This is a genomic window from Arthrobacter sp. CAN_A1 (assembly GCF_015751665.1).
Taxonomy (GTDB): domain Bacteria; phylum Actinomycetota; class Actinomycetes; order Actinomycetales; family Micrococcaceae; genus Arthrobacter_D.
On record NZ_JADOUR010000001.1, the window covers coordinates 75289 to 92029 of the forward strand.

Here is a 16741-nt window from a genome sequence, read left to right on the forward strand (position 1 = left end):
GGGGGCGATCTACCCTGAAGCTACCCCTGATTTGCCGGTGATGCGGGAGCCTGGGCCCGCTGCGTCGCAAAATGTCAGCCGCCTGGGAGATGATGAATCGGTGACATCGGTGCTGGAAAAGTTCACTCCCGCAACCCATCAGTGGTTCGCTGGAGCATTTGCCGCGCCCACCTCCGCGCAGGAGGGGGCCTGGAACGCCATCTCGGCGGGCTCCAATGCCCTGGTCATAGCGCCCACCGGGTCCGGCAAGACCCTCGCGGCGTTCCTTTGGGCGCTGGACAAGTTCATCGCCTCCGGCGCCGCTGAAGCCGAGGCTGCTGCCCAGAAGAAGCCGACGGCCAAGGGGGTGCCAGCGAAGAAGCGTGGCACCCGGGTGCTTTACATCTCACCGCTGAAGGCACTCGGCGTCGACGTTGAACGCAACCTGCGCGCTCCAATGATCGGCATCACCCAGACCGCGAAACGGCTGGGGCTTCCGGCGCCAGTGATCACCGTGGGAGTGCGCTCGGGAGATACCTCGCAGGCGGACCGGCGGGCACTGCTGACCCGGCCGCCGGACATTCTCATTACCACCCCCGAATCGTTGTTCCTCATGCTGACCTCCAAGGCAAGGGAGACGCTGACCGACGTCGACACGGTCATCATTGATGAGGTCCACGCGGTCGCCGGCTCCAAACGCGGGGCACACCTCGCCGTGTCGCTGGCCCGGCTGGACGCGATGCTGGACACGCCGGTACAGCGCATCGGGCTCTCCGCCACGGTTGAGCCGCAGGAAACCGTCGCCCGTTTCCTGGGCGGCAACGCGCCGGTGGAGATTGTGGCGCCGCCCTCGAAAAAGCAGTGGGACCTGACGGTCACCGTGCCGGTCGAGGATATGACCGAGCTCGGCGGGCCGCCGACACAAAACACTGGAGACGACGACGATGCGTACGGCGCCGACGCCGTGCCGCAGGGCAGCATCTGGCCGCATGTCGAGGAGAAAATCGTCGACCTGATTCAGGCCAACCGCTCCACGATCGTGTTCGCCAACTCCCGCCGGCTGGCCGAACGCCTCACCGCCCGCCTCAACGAGATCCACGCCGATCGCCTCGAAGCCGCTGCACTGCGCGCGGCACCGGAACAAGGCGCCGGGACCGATGAGCCTGCCGGGAAGACCACTACAGACCAACCCACCCAGTCACCACCGGCCCAGCTGATGGGACAGTCCGGTCAGGCCGAGGGCGCTGAACCACTGCTGGCGCGCGCCCACCACGGGTCCGTGTCCAAGGACCAGCGGGCGCTGATTGAGGATGACCTCAAATCCGGGCGACTGCGCTGTGTTGTCGCAACGTCGTCGTTGGAACTCGGCATCGACATGGGCGCCGTTGACCTGGTGGTCCAGGTGGAGTCCCCCTATTCGGTAGCCAGCGGGCTGCAGCGGGTGGGCCGCGCCGGGCACCAGGTGGGCGAAGTCTCTCAGGGAGTGCTTTTCCCCAAACACCGCGGCGACCTGGTGAACACAGCTGTCACCGTTGAGCGGATGCTCGCCGGGAAGATCGAGCCGCTCTACATTCCCGCCAACCCACTGGACATCCTGGCGCAGCAGACGGTGGCAGCGGCTGCTCTCGGCACCATCGATGTTGAGGAATGGTTCGACGTCGTCCGCAGGTCGGCGCCCTTCGCCACCCTGCCGCGCTCCGCCTTCGACGCCACCCTCGACCTGCTGGCTGGGCGCTACCCGTCCGACGAGTTCGCCGAGCTGCGCCCACGGATCATCTGGGACCGGGTGGAAGGCACCATCACTGGGCGGCCCGGCGCCCAACGCCTGGCGGTCACCTCCGGCGGCACCATCCCCGACCGGGGGCTCTTCGGTGTTTTCCTGGTGGGCTCCGCCGAACCCGGCACCGGTGGCAAACAGGGCGGGCGGCGGGTCGGTGAACTCGATGAGGAGATGGTCTACGAGTCCCGGGTGGGCGACGTGTTTGCCCTGGGTGCCACCAGCTGGCGGATCGAGGACATCACCCACGACCGGGTGCTCGTGTCCCCCGCGTTCGGGCAGCCCGGACGGCTGCCGTTCTGGAAGGGCGATTCACTGGGCCGGCCGGTGGAACTGGGCCGCGCCGTCGGGGCGTTTGTCCGTGAGACCTCTACCGCCAGCCCCGAGGACGCGCAGGCCCGGTGCAAGGCGATCGGGCTGGACGACTGGGCGTCGGGAAACCTGCTGACCTACCTCGCCGAACAGCGGGCAGCCACCGAAATTGTCCCCAACGATCGCACCCTGGTAGTCGAACGGTTCCACGACGAGCTCGGCGATTGGCGTGTCATTCTGCACAGCCCGTTCGGCATGCCGGTGCACGCTCCATGGGCGCTCGCCGTCGGAGCCCGCCTGGAGCAGCGGTACGGCATGGACGGGTCCGCGATGGCATCCGACGATGGCATTGTGCTGCGGGTGCCCCTAATGGACGACGAACCGCCCGGCGCCGATCTGTTCCTGTTCGACGCCGAGGAACTCGACGGGATTGTCACCACCGAGGTGGGCGGCTCCGCCCTATTCGCCTCACGGTTCCGTGAGTGTGCTGCGCGCGCCCTGCTGCTGCCCCGCCAGAACCCCGGGAAACGCTCCCCCCTGTGGCAGCAACGCCAGCGCTCCGCGCAACTCCTCGACGTCGCCCGGAAATACCCCACCTTCCCGATCGTGCTCGAAACGGTCCGCGAGTGCCTGCAGGATGTGTACGACCTGCCCGCCCTGAAGGACATCGCGGCCAGCATCGAGCGCCGGGAACTGCGGATCGTCGAAACGACCACCTCGCAGCCGTCGCCGTTCGCCCGGTCCATGCTGTTCGGCTATGTGGCCTCCTTCCTCTACGAGGGCGATTCACCGCTCGCCGAACGGCGTGCCGCGGCCCTGTCGCTGGACCCCACCCTCCTCAACGAGCTGCTGGGACGCGCGGAACTGCGCGAGCTGCTCGATCCGCAGGTCATCACCACCACCGAAAGTGAGCTGCAGCGGCTCGCGCCGGACCGTACCGTGCGCGGGCTGGAAGGCGTCGCAGACCTGCTGCGCCTCCTTGGCCCGCTCACCACGCAGGAAGTGGCCGATCGCTTCCAGGCTCCCGAGGAGTCCGGCGACGCCCCCACCCCCGAGGACGTGGGGCCGCTCCTCACCCAGCTCGCCCAGGCCAACCGGGCCCTGCAGGTTTTCATTGCCGGCGAGGAACGCTGGTCGGCCGTCGAAGACGCCGCCAGGCTGCGCGATGCGCTGGGTGTTCCTCTCCCTATGGGCATCCCGCTGGCGTTCATCGAACCCGTGGCGGATCCCCTCGGCGACCTGGTGGGCCGGTACGCCCGGACCCACGGACCATTCACCGCCGCGGAGACCGCACAGAGGCTTGGCCTCGGCGTGGCCGTAGTGCTGACCGCGCTGCAGCGGCTGGCCGCTGACGGCCGGGTGGTCGAGGGTGAGTTCCGCCCTGTGGCCTCCCTCCCCGAAGGCACTGCCGAAACCACGGGCCACACAGCAGCGCCCAGCGAGTGGTGCGACGTCGAGGTGCTGCGCAGGCTCCGCCGCCGGTCCCTGGCTGCGCTGCGGCAGGAAGTGGAGCCGGTGGACCCCGCAGCCTACGGCAGGTTCCTGCCGTCCTGGCAGCATGTTGGGTCCAGCCTTCGCGGCTTGGACGGGGTGGCAACCGTGGTCGACCAACTCTCGGGGGTGCCCATCCCCGCATCGGCGTGGGAGCCCCTCATCCTCGCCTCCCGGGTAGCCAACTACACGCCGGCGATGCTCGACGAGCTCACCGCAACCGGGGAGGTGGTCTGGTCCGGGGCCGGGTCGCTCCCCGGCAACGACGGCTGGATTGCCCTGCACCTGGCCGAAAACGCGCCACTCACCCTCCGACCGGACCCGGTGTTCGACCCCTCAGCCCTGCAGCTGAACCTCCTCGACCTCCTCGGCCGGGGCGGCGCGTACTTCTTCAGGCAGCTCGCCGAATCGTTGGACTCCGCTACGCCACGGAACGACACGGACGTGGTCAACGCACTGTGGGAACTGGTGTGGGCCGGCCGGATCAGCAATGACACATTCACGCCGGTGCGCAGCCTGCTCGCCGGCGGGAAGACTGCCCACAAGCAGCGCGCCGCACCACCGCGGGCCCGCTCGTCGCGGGTCGGCCGGCTGGGACGCGCCCCCGGTGCGTCGCTGACCGGATCCTCCCTGCGCGTTTCCGGGAACGACGACGGCGTCCGCGGCTACCAGCGCAGCACCCCGCCCATGGCGGCGGGCCGCTGGACCGTCCTGCCACCGGTCGAGGCGGAAACCACGGTCCACGCCCACGCCACCGCGGAACTGCTGCTGGACCGGTACGGGGTAGTCACCCGCGGGTCGGTGGGCAGCGAAGGCACCCCCGGCGGCTTCGGCCTGCAGTACAAGGTGCTGGCCCGCCTCGAGGAAATGGGCCGGTGCCGGCGCGGGTACTTCATTGAGCATCTCGGTGCCGCGCAGTTCGCTGTTCCCGCCACGGTTGACCGCCTGCGCTCGTTCGGCGCCGATGCCCAGCAGGAGCGCCGCCCCGGCGAGGACCCGGACGTCGTGCGGTCCTCGATTGCCCTCGCCGCAACCGACCCGGCCAACCCCTACGGCGCCGCTCTGGCCTGGCCCTCGTCCGACGGCGGCCACCGCCCGGGCCGGAAGGCTGGTGCACTGGTCATCCTGCAGGACGGCAAACTGGCCCTCTACGTGGAGCGGGGTGGCAAGACAGTGCTGGCCTTCACTGAGGATTCGGCGGCCCTGCATGCGGCGGCTGGCGCGCTGGTCGCGGTGATCCGCCGGGGTGCGGCGGAAAAGATGGCGATCGAGAAGGTCAACGGCGAACCGGTCCTGGACTCAGAGGTAGGACGCGCGTTGACCGCTGCCGGCTTCTACTCCACACCGCGGGGGCTGAGGATCCGTGCCTGAGGGAGATACCGTCTGGCGGGCAGCCCGCGAACTGAATGCAGCCCTGGCCGGCCGGACGCTGACCCGCTGCGATATCCGGGTACCCCGGTTTGCCACAGTCGACTTCACGGGCCAGACGGTACAGAACGTGGTCGCCCGCGGCAAGCACCTCCTAATCCGGGTGGGCGACAACGACGGGTTCACCATCCATTCGCACCTGAAAATGGAGGGTCTCTGGCACATCTACCCCAAAGGAGTGAAATGGCGGCGCCCGGCGTTCAAGGCACGCTGCATTCTTGAGACCGCCGAGTCCGCGGCGGTGGGATTCGAACTGGGATTCCTGAAAGTCCTCCCCCAATCCGCGGAGAACGAGGCGGTGGGTTATCTGGGCCCCGACCTCCTGGGCCCGGATTGGGATCCCGATGAGGTGCTGCGCCGTCTGCTGTCCCAGCCTGACCGGGCGATCGGGTTGGCCCTGCTCGACCAGCGGAACCTTGCGGGGATTGGCAACGTGTATCGGTGTGAGCTGTGTTTCCTCGCCGGAGTGCACCCCCTGACTCCGGTGGCCGGCGTCCCTAACCTGACGCGCATGGTGGCCCTGGCCAAGAAACTTCTCGAAGCGAACAAGGCGCGATCCACCCGTGCCACCACCGGCAACCTGAGGGGCGACACGCTGTGGGTTTACGGCCGGGAGCACCGCGGCTGCCTGCGGTGCGGCACCAAGGTGACGCTGGAACAGCTCGGGGACAACGAGCTCGAGTTGCGGGACCTGTACTACTGTCCGTATTGTCAGCCGGCCAGACCGGCAGCATCCGAATGAGCATTTCCGCCACCATCCGAGAGGACCTATGAGCTGGGCAGCAACCCTCCCCGCGTTTGTTGTTGCCCTGGTTGTGGTCTTTGGGCCCGGTCTGGCCTGGGGTGCCGCGCTGGGGCTGCGGCGGCTCACACTGCTGGCTCTTGCCGGGCCCTTCAGTATCACCGCGGTGGTGGTGTCCGCTGAGGTTGCTGCCTTCGCTGGAGTCGACTGGACATTGCTACCGGTGCTGGCCGTCACCGTGGCGGTGGCGGGTGCGTTGTGGTTGCTGCGCCGCGGCGCCGGGCACCTGATGCACGGCCCCATCGGAGGGGCCGAACAGCAGGCGCGAACACGGACCGTTCTCATCGCGTGGGCGGTAGGCGCGGTGCCGGTGGCGGCGTGGATGTTCTGGATGTTCGGGTCTCCCGAAAACATCGCCCAGTCCCACGACAACATTTTCCATCTCAATGCCCTGCGCTACATCACCGAGACCTCCAACTCCTCGTCGCTGACCCTCGGGTACCTCGGAACCCGGGAGGGAACGTTCTACCCGGCTGGCTGGCACGCTGTCGTTTCACTGGTCATCGCCACCTCGGGCATTCCCCTGGCCGCAGCCATCAACGTGACCAATCTGGTGCTGATCACCGGAATCTGGACTGTCGGCTGCCTCTTCCTGGTCACCCGGCTGACCGGCGAGCGCGCCCTTCCCCTCCTGGTCGCCGGTGTCCTCTCCACCGCCTATAGCTCCTTTCCCTACCTGTTGTTGGAATTCGGGGTCGTGTACCCGTTCATGCTGTCCATCGCCATCCTCCCAGCCGCGCTTGGCCTGGTCATTCAGCTGGTGGGAGCCGGCGCCGAGGTGCAGCTCAGACGCTTCGGTACCGTGATGCTCCTGGTGGGTCTCCTGCCCGGGCTATTACTGGCCCACCCGTCATCCCTGCTGGGGCTGCTGGCCCTGTCGGCACCCGCCGTGCTGGCGGTGGCCTATCGGACCGCCCGCACGGGTCACGGTCGACGGCGGCTGGCGGCCGCCATCGGCGCCGCCTCATTTGTGGTGCTGTCGGCTGTGCTCTGGATGACTGTCCGTCCCGCCCAAAGCAGTTCAGAAAACTGGGCCCAGATGGGCGACGCCGGTGGCGCCATCTCTGAGGTCCTCCTCCACGGCCCCCTGGGACGGCCGGCGGCTATGCTGGCAACCATCCTCACCGCAGTGGGCGCCGCCGTCGTGCTGTATCTGCGGAGCCATCGGTGGGTCATCGTCATGTATCTGGTGGCCGGTGCGTTGTTTGTCCTCGGCAGCTGGCAGGAGCAGCCCACCCTGCGGTGGATCGTCGCTGGTGCCTGGTACAACGACTATTTCCGGATCAGCGCCATGCTCGCACCCGCAGGACTCCTGGTGGCGAGTATCGGTGGCGTGGCGATCGCCAGTTCCGCGGTCCGTGGCCTTCAACGGGTACGTGCCACGCGCAGTACGCCCGAGCCGGGATGGTTCCTGCCGGCAGTCACGGCTGCGATGGTGGTGATCGGCCTGGCCGTGGCACCGTTGTTTGCCGTGCAGCGCGCGGTGAGCGAGGCGGCCTTCCACTACCGGTACACCGAGGACTCACGGTTGCTGACCATGGACGAGTTGGCCCTGATCGAACGGCTGCCTGACCTGGTCCCCGCCGACGCGGTGATTGCGGGCCAGCCGCTGACCGGGGCATCACTGTCCTATGCCTTCGCCGGGCGTGCGTCCCTGCTGCCCTATGGCATCAGTCCGGCGACCCCGGAAGCAAAACTCATTTTTGACGAGCTGGACACCATGCGGCGGAACCCGGCGGTCTGCGACGCTGTGCGAAGCACCAACACGGCATTTGTCCTGGATTTCGGGACTGCCTCGGTCCACGGTGGTCACGCCCCCATCTTCTCCGGCCTCAGCGATCTCTCCCCCGGCGCGGGCTTTGAACTGGCGGACCGGGAGGGGGAGGCGTCCCTGTACCGGATTGTGGGCTGCGGCTAGCCAGCCGTTGCCTTGCCTCCCGTTCCTGATCCTGATCCTGAGTACACGGCGCGTACAGTTGATGGGTGATGCAATCCCCCCTTCCCGTCCGCGACGGTGTCAACGCCACCCGGTTGCGCCTGCCCGCCGAGGGGCCCTGGGGAACCGCACTCGACTACATCCTGGACCGGTGGGGCCATGTCGACCCTGAAGGGATCGCCGCCCGTTTCGACCGGGGCGAGGTGGTCGCGCTGAACGGTGAGCGGCTGACCCGGACCACCCCTCTCACCGAGCACACCTTCATCTGGTATTACCGGGAGCTGCCAGTTGAGGTGCGCCTTCCGGTAGAGGTGGGAATCCTGCATCAGGATGAAAACCTGCTGGTGGTGGATAAACCGCATTTTCTGCCGACCACCCCGGGCGGCCAGTACGTGGCCGAGTCGGCTCTGGTCCGGCTGCGGGTCCAGCTGGACCTCCCCGATCTGATCCCGATGCACCGTCTGGACCGGCTCACCGCCGGAATCCTCTTGTTCTCCACCAACCCGGCCACCCGGGGAAACTATCAGCTTTTATTCGAGAACCGGCTCATCTCCAAGGAATACGAGGCGGCTGCCCCAGTTGACCCCTCCCTGGACCTGATGGACCACCCGCGGGTGGTCCGCAGCCGCATCGTGAAGAGCCGTACCTATCTGCTCGCCCAGGAAGTGGAGGGTGAGCCCAACACTGAGACCCTGGTGCACCTCGTCGAAGAACGGAACGGGCACGGCCGCTACCGGCTCACCCCGCACACCGGCAAGACCCACCAGCTTCGCCTGCACATGGCTGGCCTCGGGCTGGGGATCACCAACGATCCGTTTTACCCGGTCCTCTACCCGCAGGCACCCGACGACTACACCAAACCGCTGCAGCTACTCGCGAAGACCATATCGTTCACCGACCCCCTCAGCGGGGTCGCCCGTCGTTTTGACAGCCGGTTGCAGCTCCAGGCCTTCACCTAGCTGTCTCAGTACACCCAGCAGGTAGGCCACCCTGGACCGCGCCCGGTGGGGCACCTGTAGATTGGAACCGTGGACCTTACCGATCTCGGAGCATGGTCACCGCTGTTCCATCCCCTGACCTTCATCGTCGTCGTGATCGACGTTTTCATTCCCGCCGTGCCCTCCGAGTTTCTGGTGATCGCGTCCGGCACCATGGCGTCCGAGGGCACCCTCCTCCTGCCGGTGGCCCTCCTGACTGCAACCCTAGGAAGCTGGCTGGGGGACATCGTCCTGTACCTGCTGTTCCGCAACCGGCTGACATCCTGGCTGGACAGGTTCCGGTGGGGTCGCGGCATCCACCGGGGCATCCGGAACGCGGTCGAGAAAGCGGGAAAGTCCCCTACCTACGCGGGGCTCATCGCCCTAAGATTCCTTCCGGCCGGGCGGTCGGCCGGTGTCGCGGCGGCGGGGATCGCCAGCCTTCCGCTTCGGCCGTTCCTCGCGTGCGCCGCCGTCGGGGGGATCCTGTGGGCATCGTGGCTGGTCATGCTGGGCTACATCACCGACGCCACCACGGGGTTCCCGCTCTGGGTCAGTGCCCTCCTCGGAATGGGTATAGGTACTCTGGTGGGACTTGTAATTGCAGCATTCCTCGCGCTCAAGCAACGCCGGAAGGTGAGAACCACTGATGAGCACCCCGACCCCGCCCGTCCCCCGGCTGCCGAACAAACCGACTAGCCTGCCGGCGGTCACCTCGGAATCCGTGCCGCCCCGGACTGCGGCTGAGGCACCCGCACCGGGATCGACGTCGCCGGTCTTGGAGCGGCTCCGGGCCGGGCGACCCGCCGGCGTCACGGCTCCGGGAACTGCCGCCGACACTCCGGCGGCTGCGTCGCCTGTACCGCAATCATCGAGCACCGCCCGGACCCCACCGGAGGACGCAGTTTCCCCGTCGGGTCCAGCGGGGAACGGGAGCAACGCACCCCGGGCTGCCGCGCGCCGGGTGGGGCAAAGTGGCTCCGCGGTGGTCAAGCAGGTGGGCTCCTGGGACCCGGATCTGGTCCGGCGGATTGCTGTGACTGTTGTGGTGCTGGGTGCCGGCCTGGGCGCGGCCAGCACCGCCGGCGCATTCGGCGGACCGGATATCCGCGGCACTTCCCTGGGAACATTCGACCCCGAGGCAACCCTGATCTCCCCCGCCGCGCCGGCGCACTATCTGTGGCTGCTGATCGGCGTCGGTCTGCTGGGGTACACGGCGCACCAGTGGCTGCCATCCCAGCGGCGCAGCCCCCGCCACCGCGGACTAGGGTGGCTGGTTGCCGCAGCGACGCTGATGACAGCGGCCTGGGCACTTAGTGTTCAACGGAATCTTGGAACCGCCAGCCTGGTCACGATCGTACTGCTGCTGGCCACCCTGGTGGGATCCCTGCGCTGGCTGAACCACTACCCGGCACAGACCCGGCGTGAAGGCGCCCTGGTTGATGTACCGCTTGGCCTGTTCCTGGGGTGGGCCGGCGTCACCACTGCGGTGCAGATCGCGGCGGTGCTGACGACACAGGGTGTCGACTGGCTGGGGTGGGGAGCTCAACGTTGGGCGCTTGCTGGGATAGTTCTGCTCACCTTGGCCGCGATGGCTGTGTGCATGACCGATCGGGGTCGGATCGCCGTCGCCCTGGCAGTGGGCTGGGGGTTGGCATGCGTGGTTCCGGTGCGCCTGTTCGGTGACCTTCAATCGACGCCGGTGGCCTTCGCCGCCGGGCTGGGCGTCTTCCTGCTGATCATCTCCGCTGGCTCGAGGCGGCACCGGGTGGACCACGCGTACCGCCGAGAACTCCGCGCACGGCAGATGGCTACAGTCGCTCCCATCGATTTCTACGACGACGGAGAACCCGCAGAGGCCCGACCGTAGCTACGCGCTCCACCGCGTGCCGCATAGTGACTGCGGCCTGGATCGCCTGCCGGGCTCCGGTCTCATAACCGGTTTCCTCGACGAGGAACCTCAAGGTGATCCGAGGCGTACCCGCTACCACGTCGAGCTGTTTCGCTTCCACCAGATGGGCGGCACCCAGAGCCGCCTCGGCGGAGTCCATGACGGCCTCCGGCGCGTGTCCTGGGAGCAGGCCCATGATGTCGAGCTCGGTGCGGAATGACGGCATGGGATAAGTCTGCCATTGCGGGGTCCAGGTGTTAGCGGCCGGATCTAATTGATCGCCGACAGCCCGGTGATGGCCCGTCCGACAATGAGCGTGTTGATTTCGTAGGACCCCTCATAGGTGAAGATGGCTTCGGCGTCGGCGAAGATCTTGGCCATCCGGAAGTCGGTGGTAATGCCGTTGCCGCCAAGGATTCCGCGCCCCAGGGCGACTGTCTCGCGCATCCGGGCGGTCGTGTACGCCTTCGCGAGCGCCGCCTGGGGCATGTCCCCGCCCCCGTCTTCCTGCAGTTGGGCCACCCGGGCCATCATGCCCAGGCTGGCGGTCGTGTTGCCGAGCATGCGTACCAGCTGATCCTGCACCAGCTGGAACCCGGCGATGGGCCGCCCGAACTGGTGGCGGTCCACGGCGTACTGGCGGGCGACGTCGAAGGCGGCCAACTGCTGGCCCACCGCCTGCCAGCCCACCAGGATCCGCGATCCACGCAGCAACCGGCGGGTGTCCCCGAAGGTGCTGATCCCGGCGAACCTGTCCGCTTCGGGCACCCTGACGTTATCCAACAGCACGTCAGCGTTTTGGACGGTGCGCAACGCAATCTTGTTCTCAATCCGCGTGCGGGTCACCCCGGGCAGCGTCGCGTCGAGGATAAAACCCCTGATGCTCCCGTCCGCGGTGTCCCTCGCCCACAGCAGCATGTAGTCGCAGAAGGTGCCATTGCCGATCCAGCGTTTGGCACCGTTCAGGACCCAGGTGTCGCCGTCGCGCGTTGCGGTGGTCGAGAGCCCGCCAGCCACATCGGAGCCGTGCAGCGGTTCGGTGAGCGCGAACGCCCCGGTGATCTTCAGGTCCATGGCGTCCTGGAGAAGCCGGGCTTTCTGGTCCTCGGAACCGAATTCGTGCAGCGCCTCCACGAACAGGTCGTGGTGCACCATGAAAAAGGTGGCGAGTGAGGTGTCGGCCCGCGTCATTTCAGCGATCACCATACCGCTGAACAGGTAGCTGTACCCCTGCTGGACCGGGGTGCTCAGGTTCAGGGCGGCGAGCTTGGGAAGCACCTCGATGGGGAACTCCGCCCGGTTCCACCACTCTTCGGCCGACGGCGCCACCTCCTTGTCGAGGAAATCACGGACGTCGTCGAGCTTCGCGCTCTCGGCGTCGCTGAGCAGGGATTCGAAGCCCATGAAATCGGCGGAGGGGAGGGTGCTCTCCATTGAGCTGTTCCTTTCTGGAGCTGCGGTGGCAGCTATTTCGGTGCCATTCGGATGGCACCGTCGAGGCGGATCGTTTCGCCGTTGAGCATCTGGTTCTGCACAATGTGTGAGACCAGGGCCGCGTACTCGGCGGGCTTGCCGAGCCGCGATGGGTGGGGGACCTGCGCGCCCAGGGAATCCTGCGCTTCCTGCGGCAACCCGGCCATCATCGGGGTTTCGAAGATTCCCGGCGCGATGGTGACCACCCGGATCAGCGAACGGGCGAGTTCCCGCGCGATGGGCAGGGTCATCGCAGCGACGGCACCCTTGGAGGCGGCATAGGCTGGCTGGCCGATCTGCCCGTCGAACGCCGCGACCGAAGCAGTGTTCACGATCACTCCGCGTTCGGGGGAACCGTCCGGTGGGGAGACGGGGTCGGTGGCCGCCATCGCTGCGGCGGACAGCCGGATCACGTTGAACGTGCCGATCAGGTTGATGTTGATGACCCTGGCGAACTGCTCCAGGGGAAGCACCCCGTCGCGTCCGAGAACCTTGCCGGGCGTGGCAATCCCTGCGCAGTTGACCACGGTGCGCAGCGGACCCAGTGCTACGGCTGCGTCGACGGCGGCCTGCACCTGGGCGGGGTCGGTGACGTCGGCCGGGGCGAACACTGCACGGTCGCCGAGTTCGGCGGCGACCTGGGCGCCGGCGGATTGCGGCAGGTCGACGAGGACCACGATGGCGCCGTCGTCGTGCAGTTTCCTAGCGGTGGCCTGGCCCAGGCCTGAGGCGCCCCCGGTGATCAGTGCCACAGTATTGGTGATGTCCATGGAGTCTCCTGGGCTTCGGTGCCGTTGGGCGATCTGTCGGTTTTGCGGGCTCAGGTGGAACCTGATGCCCACCAAACACTACTGTGACGCAGCCCATACTGCACCCGATGGACGCGCGGGTTGGCAGATTGCTCAATACCTGTCGCGCACTGTCCGGTTAGGGTGGATTTATGCTCACTTCGGGGGAGGAACCCCAGATCCGTGCGGCGGGTTTGCGTGCCGGGGCCGCCGCAGAGTCCGTCCAATCCCGCTTCGGCCACCGGCTTTTCGGGCTACCGGGAACCCATCTGGGCACCATCCGGAGTCCCCGTGGGCGTTCCGGCACTGCCTGGCACTACTGGTGGCAGGCCCATTACCTTGATGCGTTGGTTGACGCAGCCCAACGGGAATCCGACCGGGGTGAGGCCGCAGGTCATCCCGCCTCCGCACTTACCGCCCGGCGACTGCTGCGCGGGATCCTCCTGCGCAACGGACTGCGCTGGACCAATTCCTACTACGACGACATGGCCTGGCTGGCCCTCGCGGTGGACCGGCTATACCGGCTGGGTGGGGACGGCGGACGGGCCCTTCCTGCCCTGGAACGAGCCTTGAGGTCGGCGCAGACGCCGGACCTGGGCGGCGGACTCTACTGGAATACCGATCGCGACTTCAAAAACACCCCCGCCACCGGCCCCGCGGCCCTGGTGTTCGCCCGGCGGGACGATCCGGGACGGGCACAGGACCTGGTGGACTGGCTGGGGCTCCGGCTCAGGGATCGACAGACAGGCCTGTACCGGGATGGGATCCGGCTCACGGCCGGCAGCGAAGTGCTGGTCCCCGCCGTGTACACCTACAACCAGGGTCCGGTTCTTGGTGCCCTCCTGGCGTTGGGTGGCACCGCCAACCTGACCGTCGCCGCTGACCTGGTCGCCGCCGTCGGGAAACATTTGGCAGTCGACGGGGTTCTGATCACGCATGGAGGCGGCGACGGCGGCCTGTTCACCGGAATCCTGGTCCGCTATCTCGGTCTCGCCGCACTGGATTCCTCCCTGCCGGGCGCCGCCCGGCGCACTGCCGCAGCACTGGTGACGACGACGGCGGACTCGTTGTGGGCGGGGCGCACCGCTGTGGACGCCCCGGCAGTCCGCGGCCGACGTCGGGATTCCAAGGCCGCGGTGCTGTCCTTCCCGGCAGGGACGGGCGACGACGCGGTCACCGGCGGCGCCGAATTATCCACGCAGTTACAGACGTGGATAATCCTGGAGGCCGCCTACCGCGTGACTGCCGGCGCGACGGGCGACGCCGAGGTCTTGGAGTAGGCGAGCGCACGATGCCTGATGCCCAGCGATACCCGGTCGCCGCGGGTCGGCAGATCCGGGGCGGCCATCCGGGCGCGGACGGTCAGCCCGGTGGTCAGTTCGACACTGACGAGGGCGTCGTGGCCCGCGTAGGCCACTGAGGTGACAGTCGCTTCGGTTCCACCGCCCTCTACATGCAGCCATTCCGGGCGGAGCATGACGCACACCGGCGAGCCGTCCTTCGGTTCGCTGCCGTCGGCCATCTCGGCCTCCACCAGTCCAAGACCGCACTGCACCAGACCGCCGGACCAGTAGCCGTCCATTTCCACCGTGTCACCGACAAACGCTGCCACCCACCGGCTGACCGGCCGCTCGTACACCTCGCGGGGGGTACCCCACTGCAGGATCCGGCCGTCACGCATCACCGCAACGTAGTCGGCCAGGGACAGCGCCTCCTCCTGGTCGTGGGTGACCAGGAGGCTGGTGTTGCTTTGTCCGCGGAGCAGGTCAGCAACCTCGCGGCGCAGCGTGGACCGTAGCTGGGGATCAAGAGCGGCGAACGGTTCGTCGAGGAGCACCAGATCGGGCCGGGGCGCAAGGGAGCGGGCCAGCGCCACCCGCTGGGCCTGACCGCCGGACAGCTGGGACGGGGCGCGGTCCAGCAGCTCGTCGAGGCCAACGAGTGCGGCAAGGTCGGCGATCCGCCGGGCCCGGTCCGGGTTGCGCTTCAGCCCGAACCCGATGTTGTCCCCCACCGACAAGTGGGGAAAAAGGGAGGCATCCTGCGGCACCCAGCCCACCCCGCGTTTTTCCGGGGCCAGCTGGACTGTCGGTGAGGACAGCAACTTCTCGCCCACACTGATGGTGCCGCCGGTCGCAGGAAGCAGGCCGGCAATGGCACGCAGCAGGGTGGTCTTGCCGCAGCCGCTCGGGCCGAGCACAGCGGTCAGGGAGCCCCGGGGGATCTCCAGATGGACGCCGTCGAGCACCGTCGTGGCGCCGTAGGCAACACGCAGCCCGTCAATGACTACCCAACTCACAGATCCTCCTTCGCGACGCCCCGGAACCCGGAGAGCACCACCGCCGGGACGGCGGCGAGCAGCACCAAGGTTGCCGCGTAGGGTGCGGCCGCCCCAAATTCAAACACTGTGGTCCGTGACCACAGCTCAGTGGCGAGAGTGGATGTGCCCGTGGGGCGCAGCAGCAGCGTCGCAGGTAATTCTTTCATGACGGAGATGGCCACCAGTAGCGCGCTTACCCCGATGCCGGGGAGTGCCAGCCGGGCTGTCACCCGCCACCACGACTGGAGCGGGGACAGCCCCAGCATCCGCGACACATCAACCAGATTCCCCGGTACCGCCGCGATACCGCTGCGCATCGTGCCGATGGCCTTCGGCATGAACAGCACGGCGTACCCGAAGATGAGCACCACAACCGTTTGGTAGAGGGCCGGGACTGCGGCAAGGGCAAAGAACACCAGAGCCAGGCCCACCACAATCCCGGGCAGGGCATGGCCAAGGAAACCCACTGCCTCCACGGCGGCGACCAGACGACCCCGGTACCGCGCCGCCAGGACGGCAATGGGGAGTGCCAGCATCACGGCGGCGAGCGCGCCGGCAACGGCGAGGCCCAGGGTGGTCCCGATGGCCTCACCGAGGCGCGCGACGTCGAGTTCCCGCAGGGTCTGGGCTTCCACCAGGCGGCTGGTGAGCCCGGCGACGGGAACAGCGACGCCGACCAGCGGTGCAGCCAGCACCAGGGCGAGAGCCGCGGTGACCCACCGGCCGGCCGGGACCAGCGGCATCCGGCCGCGACCGGTGCCCTGGCCGGCCTGGCCGCGGAATCGTTTCTCTCCGGCGACCACGGTCAGCGCCAGGGCCACCAGCATGAGAGCCAGCAGGGCGGCCTGGTTTCGATCGAAGCTGGCGCCATAGGCGGAGTTGATGCCCCAGGTCAGGGTCTGAAACCGTAGCATGGCCACCAGGCCAAAATCGGACAGCGTGTACAGGGCAACGAGGAGCGCTCCGGCCAGGGCCGCGGGGCGGACCCGCGGCCAGGTGGCGGAGCGGAAAGCTCCCCAGGGGCCGCGGCCCAGGGTACGGGCCACCGCCTCCAGCTCACCGGACGCGCCACGGAGTGCTGCGACCACCGGCAAGGTGACGTAGGGGGTGCAGACGGCGGTCATGATCAGCCAGCTCGCAAAGAAACCGTCCAGGGTGGGCAGCCAAACCAGCCAGCCGTAGGCGGCCAGGTAGGACGGGACGGCGAGGGGCAGCGCCGATACCAGCAGCATCGCCCGGGGTGCGGGGATGCGGACCCGGGTCAGCGCCCATGCCGATGCGGTACCCAGCACCAGGCAGGAACCGGTCACTGCTGCGGCGAGCAGTACCGAGTTCAGCGCCAGCTGCAGCACCCTCGCCCTGAGGAGGGTGTCGGCGAATTCAGCGAACCCGGCGTCGGTGGTGCGTGCCACGAGATAAACCAGCGGGATGGCTGCGGTCGAGGCACACAGGATGGCCAGCACCAGCAGCCATCCCGGGGCTTTGGCCCGTGGCGCACGCGGAGAACGTACCGGCGAAGTGCCGGCACGTCCTTCGCGGACCATGCTCATCGGGTGTGTCACCTGCT

At 67.8% G+C, this 16741-nt stretch carries 12 protein-coding genes; 7 read left to right on the forward strand and 5 right to left on the reverse strand.

Annotated elements, in window-relative coordinates; all coding sequences use genetic code 11:
- Window positions 1–40: 40 nt before the first annotated feature.
- From IWX62_RS00365 to IWX62_RS00390, 6 genes are all read left to right on the forward strand, one after another.
- The gene (locus IWX62_RS00365; RefSeq protein WP_442859220.1) at window positions 41–4930 is read left to right on the forward strand and encodes an ATP-dependent helicase; all 4890 of its coding nucleotides are present in this window, start codon (window positions 41–43) and stop codon (window positions 4928–4930) included.
- Window positions 4923–5729, forward strand: a complete 807-nt coding sequence (locus IWX62_RS00370; protein WP_196839373.1) for an Fpg/Nei family DNA glycosylase — start codon at window positions 4923–4925, stop codon at window positions 5727–5729. The genes IWX62_RS00365 and IWX62_RS00370 overlap by 8 nt, the downstream gene beginning before the upstream one ends.
- A gap of 28 nt (window positions 5730–5757) precedes the next feature.
- Window positions 5758–7707 (forward strand): DUF6541 family protein, encoded by a 1950-nt coding sequence (locus IWX62_RS00375; RefSeq protein ID WP_196839374.1) that lies wholly within the window; start codon window positions 5758–5760, stop codon window positions 7705–7707.
- 68 nt (window positions 7708–7775) lie between these two features.
- The gene (locus tag IWX62_RS00380) at window positions 7776–8684 is read left to right on the forward strand and encodes an RluA family pseudouridine synthase (protein ID WP_196839817.1); all 909 of its coding nucleotides are present in this window, start codon (window positions 7776–7778) and stop codon (window positions 8682–8684) included.
- A 69-nt stretch (window positions 8685–8753) separates the two neighbouring features.
- Window positions 8754–9401 carry a DedA family protein gene (locus IWX62_RS00385; protein WP_333483121.1) on the forward strand — a complete coding sequence of 216 codons (648 nt, stop codon included), beginning with the start codon at window positions 8754–8756 and terminating at the stop codon, window positions 9399–9401.
- On the forward strand, window positions 9352–10572 hold the full coding sequence (locus tag IWX62_RS00390; RefSeq protein WP_196839376.1) for a hypothetical protein: 1221 nt from the start codon (window positions 9352–9354) through the stop codon (window positions 10570–10572). The genes IWX62_RS00385 and IWX62_RS00390 overlap by 50 nt, the downstream gene beginning before the upstream one ends.
- Here the strand turns inward: IWX62_RS00390 and IWX62_RS00395 are convergent.
- From IWX62_RS00395 to IWX62_RS00405, 3 genes are read right to left on the reverse strand one after another with little or no spacing between them, the layout of a single operon-like run.
- Window positions 10514–10819, reverse strand: a complete 306-nt coding sequence (locus IWX62_RS00395) for a hypothetical protein (protein WP_196839378.1) — start codon at window positions 10817–10819, stop codon at window positions 10514–10516. The genes IWX62_RS00390 and IWX62_RS00395 overlap by 59 nt on opposite strands.
- 44 nt (window positions 10820–10863) lie before the next feature.
- Entirely contained in the window at window positions 10864–12027 is a 1164-nt protein-coding gene (locus IWX62_RS00400) for an acyl-CoA dehydrogenase family protein (RefSeq protein WP_196839379.1), read from the reverse strand.
- 32 nt (window positions 12028–12059) lie between these two features.
- Entirely contained in the window at window positions 12060–12836 is a 777-nt protein-coding gene (locus IWX62_RS00405; protein WP_196839381.1) for an SDR family NAD(P)-dependent oxidoreductase, read from the reverse strand.
- A gap of 170 nt (window positions 12837–13006) precedes the next feature.
- On the opposite strand from IWX62_RS00405, the gene IWX62_RS00410 reads away from it, so the two are divergent.
- A complete protein-coding gene (locus IWX62_RS00410) occupies window positions 13007–14134 on the forward strand; it encodes a glycoside hydrolase family 76 protein (RefSeq protein WP_196839382.1) in 1128 nt (375 codons plus the stop codon).
- Here the strand turns inward: IWX62_RS00410 and IWX62_RS00415 are convergent.
- On the reverse strand, window positions 14086–15153 hold the full coding sequence (locus IWX62_RS00415; RefSeq protein WP_196839384.1) for an ABC transporter ATP-binding protein: 1068 nt from the start codon (window positions 15151–15153) through the stop codon (window positions 14086–14088). The genes IWX62_RS00410 and IWX62_RS00415 overlap by 49 nt on opposite strands.
- Window positions 15150–16724: an ABC transporter permease gene (locus IWX62_RS00420; protein ID WP_196839385.1), complete on the reverse strand. Its 1575-nt coding sequence runs from the start codon at window positions 16722–16724 to the stop codon at window positions 15150–15152. Before IWX62_RS00420 ends, IWX62_RS00415 begins: the two co-directional genes overlap by 4 nt.
- Window positions 16725–16741: the final 17 nt, after the last annotated feature.